This window comes from Porphyromonas asaccharolytica DSM 20707, from assembly GCF_000212375.1.
Taxonomy (GTDB): domain Bacteria; phylum Bacteroidota; class Bacteroidia; order Bacteroidales; family Porphyromonadaceae; genus Porphyromonas; species Porphyromonas asaccharolytica.
Genome location: NC_015501.1, coordinates 1,717,682 through 1,739,104, shown reverse-complemented (window position 1 = coordinate 1,739,104; position 21,423 = coordinate 1,717,682). Strand labels below are relative to the sequence as shown.

Below are 21,423 nucleotides of genomic sequence, written 5' to 3'. Positions count from 1 at the left end.
CCCTTGGAAATTTAGTTTTCCAAGGCTGAAAAGTTTTTGGAAAGTTGCATTAGTGGGTGGAATGTGCGTTATTCTTTTTTGGATGGGGTAATGAGCCGCTATCCACGAATTGTTGTATTTTTGTCCAAACACTTAAATGTAACCTCTCAACATATGAAGATAGCAGTCGCAGGCATGGGCTATGTGGGTCTCTCGGTGGCGGTGCTCCTAGCACAGCACCACGAGGTCGTGGGCGTGGACATACTGCCCGAGCGGGTAGACCTGATCAATCAGCGTAAGTCACCAATACAGGACGACTACCTCGAGGAGTACCTGGCGACACGACAGCTCCAGCTACGCACTACACTAGATGCCGAGGAGGCTTACCGAGGGGCAGACTTCGTCGTGGTGGCTACGCCGACCAACTATGACTCGGTACAAAACTTCTTCAACACCTCTGCCGTCGAGGCTGTGGTCACTGCCGTACGAGCCTGTAATCCCGTTGCGACGATTGTGATTAAGTCGACGGTGCCCGTGGGCTATACGGCTCATCTGCGTGAGCTGACGGGCTACGATGATATCCTCTTTGCGCCAGAGTTTCTTCGTGAGAGCAAGGCGCTCTACGACAATCTTTACCCTTCTCGCATTATCGTGGGTTATGACAAGCAGAGCGCGCATCAGCGGGAGCGTGCAGGGCGCTTTGCCGAGCTGATACGTGAGGGGGCCATTCGCCAAGATATGCCTGTGCTGCTGATGGGTACGACGGAGGCTGAGGCGGTCAAGCTCTTTGCCAACACCTATCTGGCACTGCGGGTATCTTACTTCAACGAGCTGGACACCTATGCGGAGCTTAAGGATCTAGACAGCAAGAGCATCATCGAGGGCGTTTGCCTTGATCCTCGCATTGGCGATCACTACAACAATCCCTCCTTTGGCTATGGAGGCTACTGCCTGCCTAAGGACACGAAGCAGCTTCTCGCTAACTACGATGCTGTGCCGCAAAACATCATCGGTGCCATCGTGGCGAGCAATCGTACGCGCAAGGACTTTATCGCTGATCAGGTCCTCAAGATGGCGGGCTACTATAGTTATATGGAGGAGAATCAGTACGACCCGACGCAAGAGCGTGAGTGTGTCATCGGCATTTACCGCCTGACGATGAAGAGCCACAGTGATAACTTCCGTCACTCTTCGATCCAGGGGGTGATGAAGCGCATCAAGGCAAAGGGGGCTAAGGTGATCATCTACGAGCCTACGCTGGCGCAGCATACGACCTTCTTCGGGAGCCTTGTGGAGAACGACTTAGCGACCTTTAAGGCTCGCTCTCAGGCGATCATTACGAACCGCTACCACGCCGACCTCGACGATGTCGCTGAGCGGGTCTACACACGAGACATCTTTCGCCGTGATTAGAGCGGTGGGTGTACACTATTCCTTAACAGATCCTCAACATACAAGTGGTACATTTGCCTAAATACCATTGTATCGCAACTTATGGGCAAAACAACAAAACGCAAAGTGAACAAATTCCCTTATATAGATCGAGATATAAGCTGGATGTACTTCAATCGGCGCATCCTGCTAGAGAGTGCCCGAGAGGATGTCCCGCTGATGGAGCGACTGAACTTCCTGGGTATCTACTCAAACAATCTGGACGAGTTCTTTCGTGTGCGTGTGGCTTCGCTACGTCGCATCGCAGAGGACGAGGATCTGTCAGCACCACAGCGCAAGGAGGCGGAGCGGACGCTGCGCAAGATCTACAAAATCAATAAAGAGTATGCTGAGACCTTTGAGGAGAACTTTCAGCAGGCTCTGGACGATCTCGCTAAGGAGGGCATACGAGTGGTCAACGAGCTGGAGCTGACGCCCCGACAGAAGGAGCAGGTCTTTGACTTTTATATTAGGCAGCTGGGCGCGAGTACTAATCCGCTCTCGCTGCGCAAGATGGACTTTTCGGCAGATCAGATAGAGGAGTCGATCTACTTAGCAGTGCAGATGAAAGAGCTGGAGCCGGGGAGTGACAAACCACTGCGTCAGAGCGTCGGCATCATCAAGGCTCCGGTAGAGAAGTTCGGCCGATTCATCCGCATCGCAGACGATGAGGAGGGGAGGGTCTGCATCATGTTCCTCGATGATGTGATCCGCTTCAACCTTAAGTATATTTTTGCGGGCTTGCGGTGCAATGACTTTGAGGCTTACACCTTCAAGTTTACCAAGGATGCGGAGATGGACATTCGCGAGGAGGATGTCGATGTAGGTGTGGTGCAGCGTGTCTCTAAGGGTCTGCGTCGCCGTCGCAAGGGAGAGATGCTCCGTGTGGTCTACGATGCCGATATGCCTGGCTCGCTGCGCAATAAGATCTTTCGCAAGGCCGGACTAGACAGCAACGATGCCAAGGTGGCAGGCGGACGTTACCACAACCTGCGTGACTTGATGGACTTTCCTAAGTGCGGTCGCCAAGACTTGCGTAATCCGCCACAGACACCGATCCTAGGTGATGGTATTGACTTTACAGAGAGTATGATCGATCAGGTGCTGCATCAAGATCGCCACTTGCACTTCCCCTATCACAGCTTCAACCGCTTCCTGCGTCTCCTGCGTGAGGCAGCTATTAGTGATGAGGTGAAAGAGATCAAGTGTACGCTCTATCGTGTCGCCAAGGACTCGAACGTGATCAATGCCCTGATCGCTGCGGCTAAGAATGGCAAGAAGGTGACGGTCGTTGTGGAGCTGCTGGCGCGCTTTGACGAGGAGAGCAACATAGCCTGGGCTAAGGAGATGATCGAGGCGGGCATCAATGTGCTCTTTGGTCCTGAGACGCTCAAGATACATAGCAAGTTGGTCCATATCACGACCCGACATGGAGATATAGCTTGCATCGGTACGGGCAATATGCACGAGGGTACAGCCCGTGTCTACACCGATGTGATGCTTATGACAGCCAATAAGAGTGTGGCGAGGGAGGTGGCTGATGTCTTTAAGTATATCGAGAAGCCTTACCTAGATACCCACTTTAAGGAGCTGCTGGTCTCGCCAAATGATATGCGCCGTCGCTTTACCGCTCTGATCAATCGGGAGATCAAAAACAAGCTTGCGGGCAAGCCTGCTTACATTATGATAAAGGTGAATCACATCGTCGATCCTGCCCTCATCAAGCGTCTCTACGCAGCCTCTCAGGCGGGTGTGGACATTGACCTCTTGGTGCGTGGGAACTGTTCGCTGGTACCTGGTGTCAAGGGGGTGAGCGAAAACATTCGCGTCTACGGCATCATAGATCGCTATCTAGAGCACTCGCGCATCTTTATCTTTTGCAATAATGACAATCCGCTCTACTTCATCGGGTCGGCGGACTGGATGCAGCGCAACCTAGATCGTCGTATCGAGGTGGTGGCTCCTGTCTACGATAAGGAGATACAGCGAGACCTGCATCACATCGTGGCGTGCGGACTGCAAGACGTCTCTCAGGGACACTACGTCAATAGTCACGATGGTCGTCCTCGGCGCGAGGAGGCTCCGACGCCATGGTACCGCTCGCAGACCGACCTCTACGCTTACTACCTACAGCAAGATATAGACACTGATACGAAGATATGAGAAAGCTCAACCTCGCCGCCATTGACATTGGCTCGAATGCAGTGCGGCTCCTTATCAAGTGCGTCAATAGTGACCTCTCCGAGCAACCGCTCAGCAAGATACAGCTCCTGCGTGTACCACTTCGACTGGGCGAAGATGCCTTTATCTCTGGGCAGATATCTAAGCGGAAGCAGCGTGATATACTCTCTCTCATGAAGGTCTACAAGCATCTGATGAAGATCTACGACGTAGCTCACTACCGAGCCTGCGCAACCTCAGCGATGCGAGAGGCGAGCAATGCTAATGAGATTGTGGACAAAGTGCTGCGCAAGACCGGTATAGAGATAGAGGTGATCTCTGGTGAGGAGGAGGCTGCTCTCGTGGCGCAAAGTAAGATACATCGCATCATCACGACAGATCGTAACTACCTCTTTATGGATGTGGGCGGAGGTAGCACCGAGTTAAACCTCTATGTGGGAGGAGAGCCTGTCGCCACACGCTCCTTTGACATCGGCACGGTGCGTATGCTGAGTGGGGTAGTGCGAGAAGCGACCTTTCAGGCTTTCGACCAGTATCTCTCGGATCTATACAGTCAGTATGGATCTGCGACCATCGTCGGCACGGGGGGCAACATCAATCGTCTTGCTCGGATCAACGGCACGAAAGACCCCTCCATGCCTGATACACGCTTCATCTCTGCCGAGGCACTGCAAGAGATCTACGAGACGCTTGCGGCGCTGACAGATGAGCAGCGTATGACCCGCTTTAATCTAAAGCCTGATCGCTCCGATGTGATCGTCCCAGCGGGAGAGCTTTTCACCAGAGTAGTCACTGCACTACATGCGGACCAGGTGATCGTGCCAACGATTGGCGTGGCGGACGGCATTATCGATCAGCTTTACCTGAAGATAATGGACTAAACTCGTATCTTTGCTCTTGGCAAGGCTACGAAGCCTATCTTTTAATTGACACTTTAATCTACCAAGAAGCATGATACAACCCTTTACATACTACAATCCCACGAAGCTTGTCTTCGGCGAGGGACGCATTGCCGAGCTTCCTCGGCTCATTGATCCACACTACCGCATCCTCCTTGTGATGGGCGGTGGTAGCATACGGCGCAATGGCGTCTACGATGCCGTGTGCCAAGCACTAGAGGGGCGCTCGGTGACCGAGTTTTGGGGCATCGAGTCCAATCCTACGGTCGAGACGATCCGTAAAGCTGTCCAGCTGGGGCGTCAGGAGCAGTGCGACTTTGTCCTAGCTGTGGGTGGCGGCTCTGTCATAGATGCGAGCAAACTAATCATCGCTGCGATGTGCAGTGACCAAGACCCCTGGGATATAGTCCGTGCTGGCAAGCATAGAGGCGAGTATCTACCTCTTGGTGTCGTGCTCACGATCCCCGCTACGGGATCGGAGATGAATAGCGGTGGTGTCATCTCTTGTCGTGAGACTCAGGAGAAGTACTCGTTCTCAAGCAAGCATCCACAATTTTCTATCCTCGACCCTCGTGTACCGACATCACTACCTCCTTACCAAGTAGCATGTGGTATAGCAGATACCTTCGTTCATGTTATGGAGCAGTACATGACGACGATGCGCAGTCCGCTCCTGATGGATCGTATGGCCGAGGGTGTGCTACACACGCTTATTGAGATCGCTCCAGGGCTGACGCTCAACCATAAGGATGTCGACCTGATGGGCGAGTTCATGCTCTGCGCTACTGTCGGCCTCAACGGCTATCTCTCGTGGGGTGTGGACCAAGACTGGAGTACGCACTATATAGGTCACGAGGTGACTGCTCTGACGGGACTGACGCACGGACATACGCTCGCTATCATCCTGCCCGCCACACTGCAGGTGATGCGCCATCTAGGTAAGCAGGACAAGCTCCTGCAGTACGCTACTCGTATATGGGGCTTGACCCCTCAGGCATGCCAGGGCGAAGAACACGCTATCACGGCAGCTATCGAGGCGACGAAGCAATTCTTTGCCAAGCTTGGGCTCTCGGTCACACTACGCGATGCGGAGGTGCCTCATGAGGTGATCGACGAAGTGGTTCGCCGCTTTACAGAGCGTGGCACCGTGCTCGGAGAGCATCAGAATATGACGCCTGAGATCGTACGACAGATACTGGAGCTGGCTTACGAATAAGTCGCTCCCGTAATAATGTGTATCTTTGTATCCGATAAAGCTTGATGCGCTCCTCGCTCGGGCTGATGCTAAAGTCAGCACGGGCGGGGAAGTGCCTCTGAGGGCTAAGTATAGACATCATTTCAAACAATAGATAAGCTAGACACACTATGCAAAAGAATCAGGACTGGAGGTCCTATTATCAATCTCATCTGACCACCCCCCTAGTGGCACTCAAGAAGGAGCTCACAGAGGGGTGTAACATTGTCGTAGGTCATGCAGCTGCTGCTCCAGACACAATCCTAAAGTGTATGATGGAGCATGTCGCTGAGCTACCCACAGGTAATATCTTTCACGTCCTGTATTATGGTGCTGGGTACCAGTTCACGCCGGAGATAGCACAGCACTTCAATCTTAAGGTCAACTTCCTCGAGGCCAATGCTCGCAAGGCATGCCGTGCTGGGTTGGTGGACTTCTTCCCTTGTCACTTCCATGAGGTGCCAGGGCTTTTTACGGATGGCTTCTATCCTGTGGATGTAGCTATCGTGCAGGTGACTCCACCTAACGAAGAGGGCTACTGCTCCTTCAGTCTCTCGTGTGACTACACCAAGCCTGCTGTGGAGGCTGCTCGGATCGTGATCGCTGAGGTCAATGATCAGCTCCCCTTCATCGGTGGCGACAACCTGATCCATGTGACGAAGCTGGATCATATCATTGAGGTGAGCACGGCTGTACCCGAGGTACCTCCCGCTGTGCCTGGTGAGATCGAGCGCAAGATCGGTGAGATCTGCGCTTCGATGATCAAGGATGGCGACACGCTACAGCTAGGCATTGGTGCTATCCCAGATGCAGTCCTGAGCAATCTTAAGGATCGCAAGGATCTAGGTATCCACTCTGAGATGATCACCGATGGTGTCATGAAGCTGATGCGTGAGGGTGTCATCACGGGCAAGCGTAAGACGCGCAACCCCAACAAGGTGGTTACGGCCTTTGCGATGGGTACGAAGGAACTGTACGACTTCTTCGACCACAATGAGGAGGTTGAGATGTATCCTGTGAGCTATACCAATGATCCCTTTGTCGTGGCTAGCATCGACAACATGGTCTCGATCAATTCTTGCCTAGAGATTGACCTGCTCGGTCAGGTCAATGCTGAGAGCATCGGCTACAATATGCTGAGTGGCTCTGGTGGTCAGGTGGACTTCATGCGTGGTGCAAGACGCTCCAAGGGCGGGCGTAGTATCCTCGCCTTCGCTTCTACTGCCAAGGGCGGCGAGATCAGCCGTATCGTGCCTATCCTAGCAGAGGGCGCAGCAGTGACTACTGGTCGCAACGATGTGGACTATGTCATCACGGAGTACGGTGTAGCACGTCTGCGTGGCAAGACGGCTCGTGAGCGCGCTGAGGCTCTCATTGGCATCGCACATCCTAAGTTTAGGGAGATGCTACAAGAGGCTGTCATCAAGCGCTGGGGCAAGTAGTCATAACTTACTGACCATTATATGCGAGTCTTCTCTAGTAGCGACACCAGTATCGTTGCTCAGAGGAGGCTCGCTTAGCTTTTTGATAAAACTATTGAGCCATTCGTATGAATGTACGCATAGAGCCTAGCTGGCATCGAGTGCTAGAGGAAGAGTTCGAGAAGTTTTACTTTGAGACGCTGACCTCTTTTGTGCGCTCGGAGTATCAGACGAAGAGGATCTACCCCCCTGGGGGACAGATCTTTCGAGCCTTTGATCTTTGTCCCTTCGAAGATGTGCGGGTCGTCATCCTCGGGCAGGATCCTTACCACGGCGTGGGGCAAGCCGAGGGGCTAGCCTTCTCCGTGCCAGAGGGTGTCGAGGTGCCACCCAGTCTGCGCAACATATTGACTGAGATCGCCTCTGACCTAGGGCATCCCTCGCAGATCGTCGGGGGGCATCTGACGCCATGGTGCAGTCAGGGTGTCCTCTTGCTGAACGCTACGCTCACGGTCGTAGCACACGAAGCAGGCTCGCATCAGGGACGCGGGTGGGAGACCTTCACCGATCAGGTCATCTCGCTCCTGAGTAGTCAGAGGGAGCATCTCGTCTTCATGCTGTGGGGCAACTATGCACGCTGTAAGCGGGCGCTGATAGACCGCCAGAAGCACCTCATCCTCGAGGCGCCTCATCCTAGTCCGCTGTCGGCTCATCGGGGCTTCTTCGGCTGTCGGCACTTTTCCAAGGCCAATGCTTACCTACAGCGATACGGCTACGAGCCGATCCGCTGGTGATAAGGGTGTAGACATAAGAGATAGATAGAGAGAGGGTCGCTACTCACACTGAGTGAATAGCGACCCTCTCTAATGAAAAGGCAAACAAATAAGGTATAAGCTATAGCCTAGCTGACACGCATACGTGTGTAGCTAGGCTATTGTGCTGTATATCTGTTTTAGCAGACGCCCTGACCAACCATTGCCTTAGCGACCTTCATGAAGCCGGCAATGTTAGCACCCTTGACGTAGTTGATGTAGCCGTCTGGCTCCTTACCGTACTCTACGCACTGAGTGTGGATGTCCTTCATGATCTGGTGTAGACGCTCGTCTACCTCAGCCTCAGACCAGTAGATGTGAGCAGCGTTCTGCGACATCTCTAGGCAAGAGCAGGAGACACCACCGCAGTTGACAGCCTTACCAGGAGCGAAGATGATGCGCTTCTCAACGAAGTACTCAGCAGCCTCTGCTGTACAACCCATGTTAGAAACCTCAGCAACGATCGTTACACCGTTCTCGACGAGCTTCTTAGCATCGTCACCGTTGAGCTCATTCTGGATAGCGCAGGGGAGAGCGATGTCTACCTTGTGCTCCCAGGGCTTCTTGCCTGCGAAGAACTGTGCGCCAAACTTCTTAGCGTATGGCTCTACGACGTCGTTGCCACTATTACGGAGCTCGCACATATAGTCAAACTTCTCCTGTGTGCTGACACCGTTCTCATCGTAGATGTAACCATCAGGACCAGAGATGCAGACAACCTTAGCACCTAGCTCAGTAGCCTTCATAGTAGCACCCCAAGCGACGTTACCGAAGCCTGAGATAGCAACTGTCTTGCCCTTGAAGTCGATGTTGTGCTGCTTGCAGATATCATTGACCATGTAGATAGCACCGTAGCCAGTAGACTCTGGACGGAGGCGTGATCCACCAAACTCATGACCCTTGCCTGTGAAAGTACCAGTGCACTCACGGGTGAGCTTCTTGTACATACCATACATAAAGCCTACCTCACGACCACCGACACCTACATCGCCTGCAGGGATATCCATGTCCGGCCCAATGTACTTGTAGAGCTCTGTGACATAAGCCTGGCAGAAGCGCATGATCTCGCGCTCGCTCTTTCCCTTTGGAGAGAAGTCAGAGCCACCCTTGCCACCACCCATAGGTAGCGTAGAGAGGGCGTTCTTGAAGGTCTGCTCGAAGCCGAGGAACTTGAGGGTAGAGAGGTTCACCGTGTGGTGAAAACGTGTACCACCCTTGTACGGGCCAATGGCGTTGTTGAACTGTACGCGGTAACCGAGGTTGATCTGTACCTCACCCTTGTCGTCTACCCAGGGGATACGGAAGGTGAAGATACGGTCGGGCTCGACGAGACGCTCGACGATCTTGTTCTTCTCAAACTCTGGATGCTGGTTGTAAATGTCCTCGATAGAAAGGAGGACCTCACGGACAGCCTGGATGAACTCCGGCTCGCCTGGATGCTTTGCCTCTAGCTGGGCAATGATCTCACTTGTCTTCATTTGAATTAATGATTAGGATTATCAGATATGTACCACAAAGTTACGCCTAATTTCCCAATGAAGCAAGCCCTCAGCATACCAAAGTCTAAAAAGCTGAGTCAAGTCCCTCCATTCCTACTTGGGGTGCAGGAAAGAAGCCGTCTGGAGCTGACATCTTGTGCCGACAACTTTGGGGTCATACGAACTATTTGCCAAATAACTCACTAGGAAATCTCAAATCTCTACCGAGAAAAGCCGAAATAGATCGGAAGAGTCAAATAAAACTTCGGAAGAATGAAATGAAACTTCGGAGGAATTTGCCGATTGCTCCCTGAAGAATTTCAATTTCCTCGTGAGAAATCAGTATCTGGGCGCATCTCTCTACTTATAGTATTCAGAATTTAACTAATCGAAGGGAGGAGGCATGATAGGCCTCGAACGATGGATGCTGAACGTTCACATTGCTTTGATATACAATAGATTACCGACTATTTGGTATTGCTGTTCTAACGATTACGCTCTACCTTTGCACAGTGTAAGGGTGTCCATAGGGAGATGCTTTTCACCTCCTCTCTAAACGCTCTTGCACATAGGGGCTATTTCAGTAAAACGGCTCCAAGTATATAACAACGTATATAACAACAGATCAATATGAGACAATCAAACAATCAATCCCTAGGCGCATTGGGACGCCTAGGACGCTCCATGGGGAGCAAGCGACCGCTCGCTTATCTAGGGCTGGTCTGCTCTGCTGTGGCGCACGTGGTGGCACTGGTGCCATTCATCTTTATTTGGCTTATCCTGCGGGAGCTGCTCGGAGGCTCTGTGGACTCAGGCACCATCACGCGATGGGCTTGGTGGGCAGTCGGGACGGGACTGCTCCATATACTCCTCTATGCGGTGGCGTTGGTGCTGACGCATGTGGCAGCCTTTAGGGTAGAGCGTACTCTGCGAGGGGATGCTATGAGGCGTATGCTGGAGATGCCCTTGGGCTTCTTCGATCAGCAGAACCTAGGCAAGCTCAAGAACGTCATCGACGACAATGTTGGTCTGACCCACACTTTCTGCGCTCACCTCTTGCCAGACCTCGTTGGGACGCTGGTCTGCTTTGCTACGCTCTGCGTGATGATGTTTGTCCTAGAGTGGCGGATGGCTCTGCTCTGTCTCATACCAGTCTTGATACAGCTCCTAGCGATGGGCTCGATGATGACCAACAAAGCGTACCGTGAGAGTATGGGTGCCTATATGAATCACCAGCAAAGGATGAGCAGCGAGGCGGTTGAGTATGTGCGTGGTATGCCTGTGGTGAAAGCTTTCCAGCAGTCGATCTACTCCTTCAATGCTTTTCACCAGACGCTCTTGGACTATGCTAAGTGGGCGAAGGTCTATGCCCGTAGTTGTCGGCGTATGTTTAGCATCTACACGGTAGCTTCCTTTGGCTATGCCTTTATCTTGGTACCCTTTGCCTATTATCTCTTGAGCCGAGGCGAAGATATGGTCGGTGTGGTGAGTAGCTTGGTCTTCTTTATCCTCGTGACGCCCTTCATCGGTGAGTGTACGATGCGGCTCATGTATGTGGTCAGTGGCAAGCGTGAGGCTGTGCAGGCTTTGGATAGGCTGGATGCCCTCTGCGATGCCTCTTTGGGGGCAAAGGACAGTACGCCTCTCAAGCTTTCTAGTCATACGATCCAGCTGGAGGGGGTATCCTTTAGATATACTCCAGAGGCTCCTCTGGCGGTGAGTGATGTGACGCTCACAATCCCTGAAGGTGCATGCGTGGCTCTCGTAGGAGCTAGCGGTAGTGGCAAGACAACGATGGCTCGTCTCGTGGCTCGCTTTTGGGATGTGGAGACAGGGCGGATTACTATCGGGGGGGAAGATATAAGTCAGGTTGCCGTCGAGGAGGTGCTACGGCACATCTCTTTCGTCTTCCAGAATGAAAGGCTCTTTAAGAAGTCCATCCGTGACAATGTAGCCTACGGATCTGCTAAAGCTACGGACGAAGAGATCTATGCGGCTCTCGACAAAGCGCACTGCCTAGATCTGGTGCGTAGTCTGCCACAAGGGTTGGACACGGTCATCGGCTCTAAGGGCGTCTACCTCAGTGGGGGAGAGCAGCAGCGGATAGCTCTGGCGAGAGCTTTCCTCAAGGATGCGCCGATACTGCTCCTGGACGAGGCTACCTCTTTTGCCGACCCTGAGAGTGAGCATGCGATCCAGGAGAGCCTGCATCGTCTGATGGCGCACAAGACCGTCCTGATGATAGCGCATCGTCTCTCCTCGGTGGTCAATGCGGATCTTATTGTGGTGATGCAGCAGGGACGCATCGTAGAGCAAGGCACCCACACGGAGCTACTGGCTCGTACTAATGGACTCTACGCCTCTATGTGGCAAGAGTATCAAGAATCTATCAAATGGACTATATAAGCTATGAAGCATCTAAATCTAATCAACTGGATGGAGCGCAAGATGGCGCTCTCGCCTAGAGGAGCGCATAACTTCCTCTCGGCTTGTCTCTGGACTGGTGCGCAAAACCTCTCCTTCATGCTCCCCGTGATGCTCGTCTACCTTCTAATGATGGAGCTCTTTGGCGAGAGCAGAGACCTCACCCTCTGGGGGCTGATAGGGATGGCACTCCTATCTATAATAGGTATGTATCTCATCACTCGCAGACAGTACAACAGTACCTTCCTAGCCGTCTACAGCGAGAGTGCTACTATGCGCATACGACTAGCGGAGAAGATGAGACGACTACCGCTCTCCTTCTTCGACCGCCACGATGCGAGCGATCTGACAAGTCGTGTGATGTCTGACGTCTCATTTCTTGAAAACGCCTATTCGCATGCACTACCGCAGATGGTTGCTTCCTTTATCGTCCTCATCTTGGCGGGCTGTGGATTAGCCTTCTTAGATTGGCGGTTAGCCGTGGCTCTCTTTTGGGCAGCGCCCGTGTCGCTCTTGATCCTATGGGGGTGTATGGCTTCGCAAAAGCGCTCCTTCGTCAAGGTATCCAAGTCGCAACTCTCTGTGAGCGAAAAGGTCGAGGAGGGGCTACAGCTACATCAGACGATCAAGGCATACGGTGGCGAAACGCTCTATATGACAGAGCTGGATACCGTCTTGGCGAGTTATGAGCGCACTTGCTTTAACACCGAGTTGGCTAGCTTCGTCGTGGTCAATGGACTACGCTCTTTGCTACAGCTGGCTATACCGACGCTGGTCATCGTGGGGAGCCACCTTTACCTAGCGGGAGAGGTGTCGCTCGGCATCCTCCTCTTCTTCCTGCTCATCTCTGTGTCGGTCTATACCCCGCTGACTATGCTGATGGCGAATGCGCTCCTAACGCTCTTTGCCTCTGTGCGGATAGATCGTATGAATGAGATCTACAATATGCCGACGCAGGAGGGGCGGACGGACTTTACGCCTAAGAGCTTCGACCTAACGTTTGAGGATGTATCCTTTTCTTACAATGAGGATGCGCAGGTGCTGAATAATGTCTCCTTTACCGCCAAGCAGGGCGAGGTGACGGCTCTCGTCGGTCCGAGCGGTGGTGGCAAGAGTACCTGTGCACGACTAGCCTCCCGCTTCTGGGACTGTCAGAGTGGTACCGTATCGCTCGGGGGCGAAGACTTAACAGCAGTCGAACCAGAGACACTCCTCAAGTACTACGCCATCGTCTTCCAAGATGTGGTACTCTTTAATAATACGGTGATGGAAAACATTCGCATCGGACGCAAAGAGGCGACAGATGCCGAGGTCCTCGAGGCAGCTCGGCTGGCGCAGTGTGACGACTTTGTAGCGCGGCTGCCCGAGGGGTACCAGACGCAGATAGGGGAGAATGGCAGTCGCCTCTCTGGCGGTGAGCGTCAGCGCATATCGATAGCTCGAGCTATCCTCAAGAATGCTCCGATCATCATCCTCGATGAGGCGACTGCGAGCCAAGATGCGGAGAGTGAGACGCAGATACAGCGGGCTCTCTCACAGCTTACGACGGATAAGACGGTGCTAATCATTGCCCATCGTATGCGCACGATACGCAATGCGGACCGCATCGTAGTACTCTCTGGGGGCACGGTCGCTGCCTCTGGTACGCCTGACGAACTGTACGATGTGCCGGGCTACTACCGCACCGCTTGTGACCTGCAGCGGGTAGAGAGCTAGGCAAAGGCAACTTAGCCCTGCAGCTCTTACTGTCCCCCCTTTGGCGAAATCTGAGGAGCGGACTTGGGATCTCTTTGTATCGTGCTGGCTTAGTAGTACATACGAGTTCCAAAAACAGTTCCCCGTTTGGAACTTTTTAGTTCCAGCGGAGGAACTTTTTAGTTCCAAGGGAGGAACTGGGTATCAAAGAGACAAGAAAAGAGGAGACGACCAACTTGTGTGGCCGTCTCCTCTTGTGTTGATTGGGGATGTTGTATCTGTCTAGAAGTGCGGGTAGACTCGATCGACGAGTGTCTGGCAGACTCGCTCGATGAAGTCTCTCTCGCCCATCTCGGACGACATGATGTAGAGCGGGACGCCCTGCTCCTCACGGTGATACGGGGGCTGTAGGTAGTCCCGCTTGACGACTTGGAAGCCGTTGCGCTCGTAGTAGTTGATGCGTCGCCCTGCGATCTCGGAGAGCGTCTCTGGCTCCACCTCAAAGTAGATTGGCTCGTGACCTATGTACTCTTTTATGGTGTGCAGTGTCTGCTCGCCAAGGCGATGGTTACGTAGCTGTGGCAGGATGGCAAAGTGCTCTCCGTAGTAGAAGTCGTCAAAGTGCCACAGTGTGACGAAGCCTACGACTCCTAGCTCGGGATGCTCTAAGATGAAGAAGTGGTAAGCTCCCTGCTCCCCGATGAGCTGCTCTAGGTCACTCCAAGGACGTCGCTCACTATGAGGAAAGGCCTCCTCGTAAAGCTGTCTGAGCGTAGGCAGATGGCTCTGGTGCATCTCATTGCAGAGGTCACACCGCGTCATGCGAACTAGCGAGACGAATGGGGTAGAGGAGGAGCTATCCGGCGAATTACTTGCCATAGTTCGGATCGATGGCTACGATGCCGGGGAGTGCTTTCCCCTCGATAGCCTCTAGGAGTGCACCACCACCGGTGGATACGTAAGATACTTCGTCGCCTAGACCGAGCTTGTTGATGCAGGCGACACTGTCACCACCTCCGACGAGCGAGTAAGCGCCTTGTCGTGTAGCCTCAGCGACTGCCTGGGCGATAGCCTCGGAGCCACGAGCGAAGTTGTCAAACTCAAAGACTCCCGCGGGTCCATTCCACAGGATCGTCTTGCTGGTCAGGATGACCTCACGGTAGTCTGCGCAAGCCTGAGCACCGATGTCCATACCCATGCGGTCGGCAGGGATCTGATTGGTTGGGTAAGTCTCGGCAGGCGCATTGTTGGCAAAGTCACATGTGGCGACCGTATCTGCAGGTAGGAGCAGTCGCACACCCTTAGCTTTAGCACGCTCCATGATGTCTCGTGCCACGTCGATCTTGTCCTCCTCACAGAGGGAGCGACCGATCTCGCCACCCTGTGCCTTGACAAAGGTATAGGCCATGCCGCCCCCGATGATGAGGTTGTCCACCTTGTCCATCAGGTTGAGGATGATGTCGATCTTGGAGGAGACCTTAGAGCCTCCTAAGATGGCGGTAAAGGGGTGCTTAGCACCATGTAGGACACGCTGCACAGCCTCGACCTCTTGTAGCATGAGCATGCCAAACATTTTCTTGTCTGCGGCAAAGTACTGAGCGATGAGAGCTGTCGTGGCGTGTGCTCGGTGTGCGGCACCAAAGGCATCGTTGACGTAGACATCAGCTAGTGTAGCCATCTCCTTGGCGTAAGCCTTCTGACGCTCCTTGAGATCAGCCTTAGCAGCTTTGAGGTCCTCTTCGTTGGTGTATTGGTCAGGGTTGTTTAGCTTGCCTTGCTCCTCTTCCTCGAAGCGTACGTTTTCCAATACAAGGATTTCGCCCGGCTGAAGTGCTTGCGCCATCTCTTTTGCCTGAGCACCACGGCTCACAGGGCAGTGGATGACGGGTACATGGGTGAGCTCCTTGAGATGTGGCACGATGAGCGCAGTAGAGAGCTTGGGATCACGACCCTTGGGGCGACCGAGGTGCGTAGCGATGATGACGCTACCACCATCGGATAGAATCTTGCGTAGCGTAGGCAGGGCGGCACGCATGCGGGTGTCGTCGGTGATCTGCCCCTGATCGTCAAAGGGAACGTTGAAGTCTACACGAACGAGTGCGCGAAGACCTGAGAAGTCGAACTGATGAATATTTGTCATGAATAGAGGTATGTAATTAGTCTGTGTGAATGAACTTAGAAAGTGTTTATGCGCTGATGAAGCCAAGTCTGTATCAGCTCCAGCAGATGACTCGGCACGCCTAGCTGCTGCAGGTCGTACATGCACTCTCCGTAGACGGAGATAAGTCTCTTCTGCTGATGCTCGTCAGCAGTGGCGAGGAGCTTACCTAGAGCTTGTAGCGTGCCCTGTAGGTCTCCACCGATGAGCGTAAAGAGAGCAGGCAGTAGGGGAGTGAACTCTTTGTATTGAAGCTCGAGAGAGTCTTTGTCCAGCTGGTCGTATGAGGTGACGGGGCGACTGGCATAAGCCTTTGCCTCATCCCATCGCTGCGCCATCATGAGGCACCAAGCGATGAGTGGATAGAGCGTGTCGGGATGCTCGTCCTCAAATTCGCATTGTAGCAACAACGGGAGTGCCTTGTCGTAGAGACGGAGCTTCACATAGAGTACGCCGAGTAGTCGTAAGATAGCGAGTGAAGGCTTCGCTGGCTCTGCATGCTGGCGCACTTGCTCTAGCAATGCGATCGCAAGACCTGGTTGCTCCATGCGGTAGAGTATCTGTGCAATAAAGAGCGGACTGGTCTCGCCCGATAGTAGCTGCGGAGGAATCTGCTGCATGACGAAGTAAGCCTGCATGTACTTCTCCTCCTCGTAGTAGGTCTGTGCGAGGCGGTACATGAGCTGAGCACGAGCCTCAGGTTCTGAAGTGCGTCCGAGCTGAAACTGTATGGCAGCTTGCTCGCCGGCATACTCTTTCGTCTGAACGCAATAAGCTCGTAGCAAGTCGAGATGCTTGTCGTATAGCTCCTCTGTTTGCTTTTGGGCAAAGGGGTTGAGCTTGCCAAAGCGTATCTCAAAGGGAGTCTCTGCTGCCACCTTTGCTCCAATGAAGCTATAGATGCGTGCCAGCTGACAGATATACCCTTGCAATGCTTTCGTATAGTCTTCCGCTGCTAGCAGTCGCCGCTCTTGTGGACGGAGGTAAGGGGTACGGTTGATCACATTCTCCATAGCTAGGACGCCCTGCGAGATGCCTTGTAGCACCTGACCAGGCAACTGGCTAATCCTAAAGATGGAGCCGTAGAAGTCTATGTCTACCTGCTGGAAGATAGACTCCCGCAGTAGCGTCATCAGCTGATCCTCACCGAGCTGGTACTCATTGCTAAACTGAGCCATCACAGCTCCTAGCGAACTGTGCTGCAGGTCAAACGGGATGAGCCAGTGCGCCTCATCGTCAAAGAAAGGCCCCTGCAGGAGCGAGCTAGTCGCAAAGGCATTGACATCGAAGCCTCGTGCCACGAGCCGCTTTAGCGCTTCGTACCCATCCTGTACATCGTCTACGAGGGGCAGTAACTCCTCCTCATCCCCGAAGACACTCTCGAAGGTGGCTGGACCCTCTCTATCACCTGTTGAGGAGATAATCTCCTGAAAGCGTTGCTGAAACTCAGGGCTGTTGAATCGCCCGAAGAGCTTCTGCACATACTCTACAACCTGTGGCGTATACTTCATGCGCAGGCGATGGCTCCAGACCATGTCATACTCCTCGAGGGTAATCGCCTCGCCGATCTGCTGGAGCGTATAGGGAAGCTGCTCCTCGTAGAGTGCTAGACGGCTACTATATAGTTCACCAACGAGTAGCACCCCGACGACGGTACGAATGCGCACCATCGTCTGCTCGCCTTGTGTCTTCATGAGCTTAGCGAGGAGCCAGCAAAGCTTGCCCCAATGCCACGAGCGTAGCAAAGATAGGGTGACAGCTGTGAGTGCTGCCTGCTGTACATAGTCGTCGAGCTGATCTAGTGAAGAGGAGATCTCATCGCTCCACTCCTGTGTGTAGAGTAGTCCCATCGAGAGCCTTGTAACCAGCTCGTCGTAGCGCGGACGGTCTACTGTGGCCAGGTTGGACTGAAGTGTCAGTTGCTCGACAACCATCGAGAGCCCACCATTGTCCAGCAGTAGGGAGTAGTACTTCGACTGCTTTTCGTACTGAGGCGATTGAGCTAACCACTCGGTATCTCTCAGAGCATCGGTCACCTCGTAGAGCGTCCGGAGCAGGTAGCTGTAGTTAGTCTCCAGTTCTGGATCTTGTATCGGCGACTCTAGGTATTGCAGCATCGTCTCTAGGATACGCTTTGCCGAGTGGTAGCGATCACGCTGCTCCACAGGAATACGCACATGAGACTGCATCTGCTCGCCTAGTAGCTTGACGGCTGCGGCGATCTGATGCTCAGAGATGAGCTGGTAGATGTCGTCTGTAACCATATATATAATGTGTACCTGCTCTTAGATGCTTAACTGCTCACGTATAGCCTTGATGCGGTCGCGAAGTAGCTGCTCCGGATGATCGCAAGCGGGATCGGAGCCACGCTTGTAGGTGACACCGATGTAGTACTTGATCTTAGGCTCCGTACCTGAGGGACGTATCGAGAGCACTGTTCCATCGGCCGTGTGATACTGTAGTACATTGCTGGTTGCAGGCATCTTGATCGGGAAGGTCTCGCCACTCTTGAGGCACTTACCCTCAAGCGACTGATAGTCTAGGATCTTAACCACGGGACTGCCCGCCAGCTCCTTCATTGGGTTGGAGCGGTAGTCGACCATCATCTGGCTTATCTCCTGAGCCCCCTTGATGCCCTTGCGTACTACACTGACGCCCTGCTCGAGGAAGTAGCCATGCTCGTAGTAGATCTTCTCAAGAAGCATATCAATGGTCAACCCCTTGTCCAGAGCCCACGCCGTCAGCTCTGCAAAGATAGCACAAGCCGACACCGAACTCTTGTCTCGTACGAATGTCTCCCAGAGGTAGCCGTAGCTCTCCTCGCCGCCACCTATATAGCGCCGCTTGCCCTCCTGCTCGCGTATTTCATTAGCGATCCACTTAAAGCCTGTGTAGCAATCCATATAGTCCACTCCGTAGTCCTTCGCAATGGCGGGGATCAGCTCCGTGGTCACAATTGTCTTGACCACAAAGTCATCGGGACGTAGGTCGCCCAGCTCTTTGCGGCGGGCTATTGAGTAGTAGGTCAGCAGAGCGCAGATCTGATTGCCATTGATTAGGTGCATCTCACCCTGCTCGTTACGTACAGCGACACCGATGCGATCGCCGTCGGGATCACTCGCTAGGACTAGGTCAGCACCCGTAGCCTCGGCACGCTCTATCGCCAGCTTCATAGCTGCTGGCTCCTCGGGGTTTGGCGATACGACCGTGGGAAAGTTGCCATCGATCACATCTTGCTCCGGTACATGGATGATGTTCTTAAAGCCAAAAGCCTCTAGCGCACGAGGCACGATGCGCACGCCTGTACCATGAATAGGTGTGTAGACGATCCCCATATCACGATGACGCTCTACCGACTCAGGCGAGAGCGATAGACTACACACATCGTGGATAAAGCGGTCGTCCATCTCGGCACCGATCATCTCGACGAGCGCTGGATTGCCCTGCCACTTCACTTGGTCAATGTTTGTGATGCTCTTTACCTCGTTGACGATTGCTTTGTCGTGCGGGGCTATGATCTGAGCGCCATCGCTCCAGAAAACTTTATAGCCGTTGTACTCCTTGGGGTTGTGCGAGGCCGTCACCATGACACCGCTCTTGCATCCCAGCTGACGGATCGCATAGGAGACCATCGGGGTAGGGCGAAGTGCGTCGTAGAGGTAGACCTTGATGCCGTTTGCCGTGAGCACGTCGGCTGTCGTCTGAGCGAAGAAGGGGCTGTTGTTGCGCCCATCGTAGCCGATAGCGACGGAGATCTCTTCGCCAGCGAAGCATTGCAGGAGATAGTTGGCCAGTCCCTGGGTAGCCATGCCGACGGTGTATTTGTTCATACGGTTGGTGCCAGCGCCCATGATGCCGCGCAGACCGCCCGTGCCAAACACTAGTACTTGGTAAAATGCCTCCACGAGAGGCGTCTTATCCTCAGCTGCAAGGAGAGTCTCTACTTGCTGACGAGTCTCACTGTCGAAGGCGGGTGCGAGCCATTGCTTGGCACGATCTTGTGCCTGTTGTATTAGTTCGGGAGATAAAGTTGCCATAGAATGTTCTGTTGTTAGATTGGTTCTTATTCGATAGTACAAACTTACCAAATATATTTCAAACCAGCGACATCTTTCGCTTGCTCTCTCAGGAAGAACCAGCCTATCTAGACAAAAGATTCTCTCTCCTAGATGCTGGCCGTTTGGAGCAAAATAGCTAACTTTGGGACGAGCAAGAGACAAGCTTGCGAATATGAACTAGAAAAACAGACCAATATGCCAACAGCTCAAAAGAAGACCTCCTCTGCCACTACAGAGCGAAAGAAGACTACCAACAAGAGTCAATCCAAGACGACGCCCCGCTCCAGTGCTAAGAGCAAGGCTACAAGTGTTTCGCACAGTAAGAACTTTGTCCTGGACACCAACGTCATCCTGCACGACTATGAGTGCATCGATAAGTTTGAGGACAACGACATTTATATCCCTATCGTAGTCCTCGAAGAGCTGGACAAGTTTAAGAAAGGCTCTGATCAGATCAACTTCAATGCACGAGCCTTCGTTCGCAAGCTTGATGAGCTGACGGGGGCTGACTTCTTCGAGCATGGAGTTGATCTAGGAGAGGGGAGAGGACGCCTCTACGTCTACCTAGGCAATAAGCCTCATGAGCGTGTGGCGCATGCCTTTGGGGAGAACATCCCAGACCACAAGATCCTGAGCGCCACACTGCACATCTCTGAGGCGAACGAGGGTGAGCAGACGATCCTCGTGAGCAAGGACATCAACCTCCGTATGAAGGCTAAGTCGCTCGGCATCCCTGTCGAGGATTACTTCAACGATAAGGTGCAGACCTTCGACCTCTTTGAGGAGGCTCAGCCAGTCTTCGAGGGGATCGATGCAGAGCTTATCAATCGTCTCTATAACAATGAGCAGGGAGTCCCACTTGATGAGTTTGAGTTTGGTAGCAAGATACTACCTAATGAGTGCTTCGTCCTCAAGAGTGACCAGAGCAGTGTGCTGGCGCGTTACAACCCCTTTGAGGCGATGGTGCGACGGGTCGATAAGTACACCCACATGGGCATCACGCCTAGAAATGCGGAGCAAGCTTTTGCCTTCGACGTGCTGATGGACCCCAACGTGCTCCTCGTAGCACTCTCGGGCAAGGCCGGTACGGGTAAGACGCTCCTAGCGCTTGCCGCAGCTCTAGACCAAGCTGACCGCTATGGGCAGATCATGCTGGCGCGTCCTATTGTGGCTCTCTCAAATAAGGACCTCGGTGCTCTGCCAGGTACGGAGCAGGAGAAGATACGTCCCTATATGCAGCCCCTCTTTGACAATCTGAATGTGATCAAGTCGCAATTTAAGGGCGGTAAGCAGCAGGCTGAGCTGGAGAAGCTACAACAGGACAATAAGCTCATCATCGAGGCTCTGGCCTATCTGCGTGGTCGTAGTCTGGCGGACGCTATCGTGATCGTCGACGAGGCGCAAAATCTAACCCCGAACGAGGTCAAAACGATCATCACACGTGCCGGTGAGGGAACGAAGATGATCTTCTGCGGTGACGTGGAGCAGATCGATTCGCTTTATCTAGACAGCCAGAGCAATGGTCTGGCCTACATGATCGATAAGATGCGTGGCGAGACGCTTTTCGCACACGTCAACCTGATCAAGGGTGAGCGCAGCGAACTCAGTGAGCTGGCTTCGCACCTACTCTAATGCTATAGATACTAGTGCTAC

The 21,423-nt window shown here is 53.3% G+C and carries 14 protein-coding genes; 9 read left to right on the top strand and 5 right to left on the bottom strand.

What is annotated here, in order from left to right; all coding sequences use genetic code 11:
* Window positions 1-153 precede the first annotated feature (153 nt).
* The 6 genes from PORAS_RS06705 to ung all read left to right on the top strand — a co-directional run bounded on the left by PORAS_RS06705 (window position 154) and on the right by ung (window position 7,939).
* Window positions 154-1,392: a nucleotide sugar dehydrogenase gene (locus PORAS_RS06705; protein ID WP_004330592.1), complete on the top strand. Its 1,239-nt coding sequence runs from the start codon at window positions 154-156 to the stop codon at window positions 1,390-1,392.
* An 81-nt stretch (window positions 1,393-1,473) separates the two neighbouring features.
* A complete protein-coding gene (locus PORAS_RS06700; protein WP_013760669.1) occupies window positions 1,474-3,573 on the top strand; it encodes an RNA degradosome polyphosphate kinase in 2,100 nt (699 codons plus the stop codon).
* Entirely contained in the window at window positions 3,570-4,472 is a 903-nt protein-coding gene (locus PORAS_RS06695) for a Ppx/GppA phosphatase family protein (protein WP_013760668.1), read from the top strand. The genes PORAS_RS06700 and PORAS_RS06695 overlap by 4 nt, the downstream gene beginning before the upstream one ends.
* Window positions 4,473-4,545: 73 nt before the next feature.
* Complete coding sequence (locus tag PORAS_RS06690; protein WP_174258536.1) at window positions 4,546-5,706, top strand: iron-containing alcohol dehydrogenase; 1,161 nt, start codon at window positions 4,546-4,548, stop codon at window positions 5,704-5,706.
* Between the two features lie 149 nt (window positions 5,707-5,855).
* Window positions 5,856-7,166 (top strand): acetyl-CoA hydrolase/transferase family protein, encoded by a 1,311-nt coding sequence (locus tag PORAS_RS06685; RefSeq protein ID WP_013760666.1) that lies wholly within the window; start codon window positions 5,856-5,858, stop codon window positions 7,164-7,166.
* Window positions 7,167-7,273: 107 nt separating this feature from the next.
* Window positions 7,274-7,939, top strand: a complete 666-nt coding sequence (ung, locus tag PORAS_RS06680; RefSeq protein ID WP_013760665.1) for a uracil-DNA glycosylase — start codon at window positions 7,274-7,276, stop codon at window positions 7,937-7,939.
* Between the two features lie 158 nt (window positions 7,940-8,097).
* Here the strand turns inward: ung and gdhA are convergent, their stop codons facing one another.
* Window positions 8,098-9,435: an NADP-specific glutamate dehydrogenase gene (gdhA, locus tag PORAS_RS06675; protein WP_004330596.1), complete on the bottom strand. Its 1,338-nt coding sequence runs from the start codon at window positions 9,433-9,435 to the stop codon at window positions 8,098-8,100.
* Window positions 9,436-10,065: 630 nt separating this feature from the next.
* Here gdhA and PORAS_RS06670 point away from each other — a divergent pair.
* Entirely contained in the window at window positions 10,066-11,841 is a 1,776-nt protein-coding gene (locus tag PORAS_RS06670; protein WP_013760663.1) for an ABC transporter ATP-binding protein, read from the top strand.
* A 3-nt stretch (window positions 11,842-11,844) separates the two neighbouring features.
* Complete coding sequence (locus PORAS_RS06665) at window positions 11,845-13,575, top strand: ABC transporter ATP-binding protein (RefSeq protein ID WP_013760662.1); 1,731 nt, start codon at window positions 11,845-11,847, stop codon at window positions 13,573-13,575.
* Window positions 13,576-13,836: 261 nt separating this feature from the next.
* Here PORAS_RS06665 and PORAS_RS06660 read toward each other — a convergent pair whose 3' ends face one another.
* The 4 genes from PORAS_RS06660 to PORAS_RS06645 are packed head-to-tail and all read right to left on the bottom strand — an operon-like array spanning window position 13,837 to window position 19,749.
* Entirely contained in the window at window positions 13,837-14,433 is a 597-nt protein-coding gene (locus PORAS_RS06660; protein ID WP_013760661.1) for a GNAT family N-acetyltransferase, read from the bottom strand.
* Window positions 14,423-15,694: a phosphoglycerate kinase gene (locus tag PORAS_RS06655; RefSeq protein WP_013760660.1), complete on the bottom strand. Its 1,272-nt coding sequence runs from the start codon at window positions 15,692-15,694 to the stop codon at window positions 14,423-14,425. The genes PORAS_RS06660 and PORAS_RS06655 overlap by 11 nt, the downstream gene beginning before the upstream one ends.
* A gap of 35 nt (window positions 15,695-15,729) precedes the next feature.
* Window positions 15,730-17,976 (bottom strand): tetratricopeptide repeat protein, encoded by a 2,247-nt coding sequence (locus PORAS_RS06650; protein ID WP_013760659.1) that lies wholly within the window; start codon window positions 17,974-17,976, stop codon window positions 15,730-15,732.
* Window positions 17,977-17,997: 21 nt separating this feature from the next.
* Complete coding sequence (locus PORAS_RS06645) at window positions 17,998-19,749, bottom strand: phospho-sugar mutase (protein WP_013760658.1); 1,752 nt, start codon at window positions 19,747-19,749, stop codon at window positions 17,998-18,000.
* 132 nt (window positions 19,750-19,881) lie between these two features.
* On the opposite strand from PORAS_RS06645, the gene PORAS_RS06640 reads away from it, so the two are divergent.
* Window positions 19,882-21,402: a PhoH family protein gene (locus PORAS_RS06640; protein WP_004330598.1), complete on the top strand. Its 1,521-nt coding sequence runs from the start codon at window positions 19,882-19,884 to the stop codon at window positions 21,400-21,402.
* The last annotated feature ends 21 nt before the right edge of the window (window positions 21,403-21,423 follow it).

What these genes read in the sequence shown, in the direction of transcription:
- PORAS_RS06665 (WP_013760662.1), top strand. Translation starts at nt 11,845, where the DNA reads ATGAAGCATCTAAATCTAATCAACTGGATGGAGCGCAAGATGGCGCTC.
- PORAS_RS06705 (WP_004330592.1), top strand. Translation starts at nt 154, where the DNA reads ATGAAGATAGCAGTCGCAGGCATGGGCTATGTGGGTCTCTCGGTGGCG.
- PORAS_RS06660 (WP_013760661.1), bottom strand. Translation starts at nt 14,433, where the DNA reads ATGGCAAGTAATTCGCCGGATAGCTCCTCCTCTACCCCATTCGTCTCG.
- PORAS_RS06670 (WP_013760663.1), top strand. Translation starts at nt 10,066, where the DNA reads ATGAGACAATCAAACAATCAATCCCTAGGCGCATTGGGACGCCTAGGA.
- gdhA (WP_004330596.1), bottom strand. Translation starts at nt 9,435, where the DNA reads ATGAAGACAAGTGAGATCATTGCCCAGCTAGAGGCAAAGCATCCAGGC.
- PORAS_RS06695 (WP_013760668.1), top strand. Translation starts at nt 3,570, where the DNA reads ATGAGAAAGCTCAACCTCGCCGCCATTGACATTGGCTCGAATGCAGTG.
- PORAS_RS06655 (WP_013760660.1), bottom strand. Translation starts at nt 15,694, where the DNA reads ATGACAAATATTCATCAGTTCGACTTCTCAGGTCTTCGCGCACTCGTT.
- ung (WP_013760665.1), top strand. Translation starts at nt 7,274, where the DNA reads ATGAATGTACGCATAGAGCCTAGCTGGCATCGAGTGCTAGAGGAAGAG.
- PORAS_RS06640 (WP_004330598.1), top strand. Translation starts at nt 19,882, where the DNA reads ATGCTGGCCGTTTGGAGCAAAATAGCTAACTTTGGGACGAGCAAGAGA.
- PORAS_RS06700 (WP_013760669.1), top strand. Translation starts at nt 1,474, where the DNA reads ATGGGCAAAACAACAAAACGCAAAGTGAACAAATTCCCTTATATAGAT.
- PORAS_RS06645 (WP_013760658.1), bottom strand. Translation starts at nt 19,749, where the DNA reads ATGGCAACTTTATCTCCCGAACTAATACAACAGGCACAAGATCGTGCC.
- PORAS_RS06685 (WP_013760666.1), top strand. Translation starts at nt 5,856, where the DNA reads ATGCAAAAGAATCAGGACTGGAGGTCCTATTATCAATCTCATCTGACC.
- PORAS_RS06650 (WP_013760659.1), bottom strand. Translation starts at nt 17,976, where the DNA reads ATGGTTACAGACGACATCTACCAGCTCATCTCTGAGCATCAGATCGCC.